We start from the raw sequence: 5,816 nt of genomic DNA on the forward strand, positions 1-5,816 counted from the left end.
ATCGTCAATGGTAAACCCGCTCTTGAATGGGTTATGGAACGGCAATGTGTAAAGACTGATAAAAAGAGCGGCATTGTGAATGATGCCAATCGCTATGCTGTTGAAACCGTTGGCAACCCTGCTTATCCATTGGAATTGTTTTAAAGGGTTATTACCGTAAGTTTAGAAACCATGAAAATCGTTAAGAACTTACCAAAATTAGAAATAAGAGAAACTGAATAACTTATAAAGCATGCTCACATAATGGGGATGCTAAACGCATAGGGGTATAAGGTCTTATACCTATAGGTTCCTATACCCCTTTATACATTGCTTACATATAATCTTAATATGCGTTATTCTAAAAAGAAGAAACTTGCACTTTTAGATACTCTACTTTGGGACGATAAGCCCCTCTTTGGCTAGTTTCTCGACAGTTGTTTCTGCAACGCTTACTATGAGATTAGAAAATGATGCAAAAGCATTTCCATTGCTAGAGCCTTTTGCTAGCCATATGGTTTCTTTGTTTTTTGTATTGTGAATAAGGTAAACACTAACGCTTATGCCGGGCTTACTAATATTATATCCACCGCTCACATAACCTGGTGTCGTTACAGTTCTTATGGTAGTAAAGTGTCCAACTTCCGAAATAGTACTTGTAGAGGTTCCTAGATGATATGTTGGCGGGATATACGTCTGTGATATATCACGATTATCAACGCTAACTATTAGGAGTGCATCTGCGCCTTTATTTGTTATAATTTTCTCTTTCTCGTTATAGGAATAATTACGAGTTGGAGGGAAAAGTTCTAATCCTCTCAATATCTGTACATTGTATTTAACGAGGGATTTCTCAAAGGTGTCTTCAAGTTCTTTTTGCTCAGAAATAGACATGCCAACACCTCCTATAACCACCTTTTTGGTTTGAAATCGTCCCTTGTAGTTTGGATCAACAATTCCGGTCAAGTGTGTTACTTGATTATCCCAAGGACCACAAGCTGTGAGTATTAACAAACAAAATAAAATAAAAAACTTCATCATCATAAACCTTTGATTAATATCAAAAGTCTAATAATGTATTTATAATTCAAATTAAAGATACGATTTAAACTTTTAAATAATTTTTTTAGATTGTTTTGCAAAATTTAAGAAATCCCATCTTAAAGTGAATAGGCTTCTTTTGAATTGCCTTTAAAAGATTATATCGTAATCTAAAATGATAACTTTATGCTTTTCAAAAGCTTTGTTTAAAGAGAGTTATGTATATTCATTTTGCTTATAGGTTTTGAAGGTGTAAAAATCGTCAAACCCCCCTCAAAACGTATATTATTGATTGAATTTAGAGGTTATATTATCAATATGAGTTGTTTTTTTAAGATCTATAAAATATTAACATATTGAAAAATAACATTTTTAATTTTTATCGTTTTTTTATCTAAAAGGGGCAACCCTCAAAACTCAAAACCCTGTCAAAACTCATAACCATAATGATCTTGATAGCATCTCTTATGAGTTACAAGCTATCTTTTGAAAAGCTTTAAAGAATCACATGATTTTCATAAAGCACGTTGTAATCATTCTCTAAATCATAAGGTTATCATTCAAAAGAACTGATTAAAATGCATAAAAGGGATTTTGATAACGTAATCAATTTTTAATTTCATACGCTTTTCATAAGACACGTGTTAATCACTCACTAAAAATATAATTTTATCTTTTAAAAAGAACTAATCAAAATAACAAAAGCCTATTAAAAAGGATTTTGCTAATCTCTATAATTATCAGTTTCTATTGAGATGTTTTCATAACGGTTTATAAATTACAATTATCCTATTTATCGTTTCTCTTATAAAAATGATGCCATGGCTATAAAGCATTTAACAACTATAGAGAATGCGTAAAAACAGTAGCTTTGTTTAAATAAAGCAAAAATACAAATGAAAGCGTTGGTTATCAAGATCATCTCTATAAAAAGCTGTTAAGTTGCAAACGTGTTATAAACAAAATTCACAAAAAAATTAAAATTCATTTAGTAAAAAAACTGATAGGTTATAAAGTTAAAAATACGCATTATGAGAGCGTTTCTAAATATTATAAATTTATAGATTCAAAACATAACGCAATCGTTTAAGAACGCCCATAATATAGCTTTAAAAGAATATAAATATAAAAGAAGCAATTCATAAGCACATGATAACATTAATACACAATGCAATTTAAAAAATACAAAAAATATCAAAAAAGATAAAATATTATTTGATAATAAATACGTATTTTGTTATATAAATAATCAAGTGATCAAAACACTAAACATCAAGCGGGTAGGTTACGAACAACCTCTCCCATCTCTTTAAAATACTGGCTTTTTTTTATGCTGTCATTAGCATATAACGATTATGTCGGGTGTAGTTACGCTATACAATACTCTTATGAGAAAAGCGTAACAACGGACTTGATGCCGTGTTTTGAGCGCCCGACGCCCTTATAGGGTGTCAATTCAAAACAATATTAACATCAAGGTTTTAAATATGACAAATATATCAAACAACACCCCCGTTCTCTCTAACATTGCAAATGAAACTGCATCTGTTAATAAACAAGAGCCTGCAAAAAAATATGAACTTACTAATGAAAACCGCGTTGTTAACGGTGTGACTTTACACCGCATTAAAGCTTTAAGAGACTTTTCTGATGTCAAGGCGGGGATTTAGGTGGCTTTATTAAAGATGAAAGTGATCTGTCTCATAAAGGCAATTGCTGGGTCTATGATAATGCTATGGTTATCCAAGCAAGCGTTTCCGAAAATGCAAAAATACGCAATAATGCCTGTGTTGTGAATTATGCTAGGGTTTATGGTAATGCCGTGATTAGTGATAAGGCATGGGTTTTGAGTGATAAAGCACGTGTTTATGACAATGCAATCATTAATGGCAATGCAAAAATTGGTGGCTATGTTTTTGGCAATGCCGTTGTGAGTGATAATGCCGTTATTACTGAAGGGGCTCTTATTTACGATAATGCCCGTGTATATGAAAATGCTCATGTGAGTGGGCTTGTGTTTAATGATGCCCATGTCTAAGGTAAATCACGCCTTGCTGCGTGGTCAAAAGCTTATGGCAATGCTCATGTTTTTGATAAAGCTATAGTTTATGATGGTAGCAATATTTATGACAATGCCAAGGTTTTTGGCTCGGCGCGTGTTGGTCCTTTTGCAAAAATTCATGATAATGCTCATGTGAGTGGAAAAGCACAAATTTGCCAATTTACAACGATTTATGGCAATGCTGTGCTTAAAGAAAATAAGAAATTTTCTGAAGATGTCTGTGGTGCTGATCAGGATATAAATAAAGTTGCGTAAATAACGCGCGGGCGCGGCGGGGGCGCCCCCTTTTAACATTTCATTTAAAAATTTAAATCTCTTTATAAAGGAATTGTGCTATGCAAAAAAAGTTTGCACTCACAAATGAGCCACGTGTATTTAATAATAAAACTCTTTATCGCATTCGTGCTTTAAAAGATTTTGATGATGTTAAGACGGGGGATTTAGGGGGCTTTATTGAAAAGGAAGCTAATCTATCCCATGATGGCAATTGCTGGGTTTATGATAAAGCTTGTGTCTATGGCTATGCCGTCGTTTCTGAAAATGCAAAAATACGGCATTTTCTCAAGTTTGTGGTCAAGTCTATGGGAATTGTGAAATCTATGGCAAGGCTTTCATCTCTCAATACGCAAAAATTTATGACCATGCTTGTGTCTATGGCAATGCTCATGTTTATGGGTATGCTCATGTGAGTGGTGCTGCCCGCGTTCTTGCTGATGCTCATATTTATGATTATGCTCATGTTTCTTATGATGCTACGGTTTTTAGTTATGCAAGGGTCTATGGTCGTGCCATTGTTGCTGGCTCGGCTCGTATTCATAGCTATGCCAAGGTTTATAATTATGCCTTTATTAATGGTCGTGCAAAAATACATGGCAAGGTCTATGGCGGTGCTTTGGTGGGCGGTTGTGCTGAAATTTATGGCTCTGTTTTTGGCAATGCCAAGGTTTTATTCTATACTAAGGTCTGGGGTCGCGCTTATGGCAATGCGAAATTAACCAAGAAAAGCAAAGTAAAGGAAGTTCCTATAAATTATGAAGTTTATGAAAGTGATAACCTTGTCAAGATTGTTGATGAAACAGAATAAAAATAGACATGGGGGTGCCTTCTTGATGGCTATAAACGCATTATAGAAGAATGCAAAAAAAGCCGTGTCAAGTGATATGACGCGGCTTTCAAATAACGATTATAATGATAGAAAAATAATCATCCACAATGGAGTAATGAATGCATATATACAAAACGTATCATATTGCAAGCGCTCTATTAGAGATATGAAAACTTATCAAAAGGAATGTAAATAATGCGTATGATCTTTAATCACTCATTTGAATGAGAGAGCCTATAAAACGCTTGTTATGGCTATCAAACGTATTAATCATAACGTCTTTATCTTAAAGAGGTTCATATAAAACAAAGCCCATGATCAAAATACTTCTTTTAAAACGTTCCAATATACTGACCTTAAAATTGAGTTGAGTAAATTCAAATAACACATTGTCTAAAATCAAAACCTATCAACAAATCAAAACGCTTGGTAACTTTATCAAAACCCGTTTTTTATATTTGCAAACGTTGGTTTTCAAAACAATCTCTCATAAGACAAAAGCAGCGTTTTTTTTTACAAAAGTAAGGATCATAAGCTTATAATTGCTTATAAACATCTGTTTCAAACGTTAAACAGTATTTAGAAAGGCTTTCATAAGTTTCTTTTAAACATAACTTTTTTGCAAATTAATCGCTCTATATTTGGCTAGCAAAATTAAGTAAAATCTCATGCCTTATAATGTTACAACGGTTTCGTATTTTACCTGCTTATCTTTGTCTAAATAGATGCCCTCAAATTTGAGGGGACCTCATTTGGTTTCGTATTTTTAAACTATAACTTTTAAAACGTTTTTTAGTACCAAGTCTAAAGTAGATAGTAACTCTACTGCCATGGCATTGTTCGCTTCCATTTTTTTGTGGAAGCAAATATAGTTCCGTTTTTAAAGATTAGCCTGCAATCTATTTCATTAAAAGGCTTTTCATTTCATAAGATATAGCGTTTTGAATTTCATTACCTTTATTTCCTACCTCGGTAAAAAATACCGTGGTTTTAAAATCGATCTTGTCTTTAAATCCTTTTATGCAATCTTTATAAATTAAACCTATAAGCTTATGACAGTTTCAAAGGGTTATTCCTTTTTAAGGTTTCGCTCAAAAAAGAGCAAAACTCATACCATTCTTTAAACGTATAATCGATAATTTCAAACAACTAAATTTTAAACAATGTGATTTGTGCTATGATAAAAACGTATCATAAAACTTATAAACTGTTATGAGTGATATCGGCTTTTCATTTCTTTTGAACATTTACATGCGTTATAATATTTGCATCATGATTTGCTTTTTATGGTCTATTCATACATGGCAATCTTCTATAAAAAATGATCAAATGAATCACGTATAAAAAGATGGATTCTTGAGTGGATTCATATAAAATAATTACAAACAAACTATTGACTTTATTGTGTTTTTTTACATTATATCTTACATTGTCTGACCAGTTGATCTCAACACGCTTGATTGCCTCATTGTCTGAAAAGCGAAACCGCTTCTCAACGGGGGCATTCTCACGCAACGGGTTCTATGTCACCCATAATTCTGCCCGCCATCCCTCTCCTTCTTCTCGCAAAGTCGGTATAAGCGTTTGCCAAGCTGTCTCTGTAACGGGCTCTGCCTCATCAACCCAACA

1 protein-coding gene and 4 pseudogenes are annotated in these 5,816 nt (G+C 33.2%); 3 read left to right on the top strand and 2 right to left on the bottom strand.

The window, feature by feature from the left end:
- Window positions 1–222 (top strand): annotated as a pseudogene (locus ACFIQE_RS08405) (type ISP restriction/modification enzyme); the annotation flags it as partial.
- 150 nt (window positions 223–372) lie between these two features.
- Here the strand turns inward: ACFIQE_RS08405 and ACFIQE_RS08410 are convergent.
- Window positions 373–1,023, bottom strand: coding sequence for a hypothetical protein (locus ACFIQE_RS08410; protein WP_375707527.1), 651 nt, complete (start codon window positions 1,021–1,023; stop codon window positions 373–375).
- Between the two features lie 1,484 nt (window positions 1,024–2,507).
- Here ACFIQE_RS08410 and ACFIQE_RS08415 point away from each other — a divergent pair.
- Window positions 2,508–3,337: pseudogene (locus ACFIQE_RS08415) on the top strand (hypothetical protein).
- Between the two features lie 80 nt (window positions 3,338–3,417).
- A pseudogene (locus tag ACFIQE_RS08420) lies at window positions 3,418–4,166 on the top strand (hypothetical protein).
- Between the two features lie 1,440 nt (window positions 4,167–5,606).
- Here the strand turns inward: ACFIQE_RS08420 and ACFIQE_RS08425 are convergent.
- Window positions 5,607–5,816 (bottom strand): annotated as a pseudogene (locus tag ACFIQE_RS08425) (phage terminase large subunit); the annotation flags it as partial.

It is taken from the genome of Bartonella sp. AA1HLJMS (assembly GCF_042197445.1).
In the GTDB taxonomy this organism is placed as follows: domain Bacteria; phylum Pseudomonadota; class Alphaproteobacteria; order Rhizobiales; family Rhizobiaceae; genus Bartonella.

What these genes read in the sequence shown, in the direction of transcription:
- ACFIQE_RS08410 (WP_375707527.1), bottom strand. Translation starts at nt 1,023, where the DNA reads ATGATGATGAAGTTTTTTATTTTATTTTGTTTGTTAATACTCACAGCT.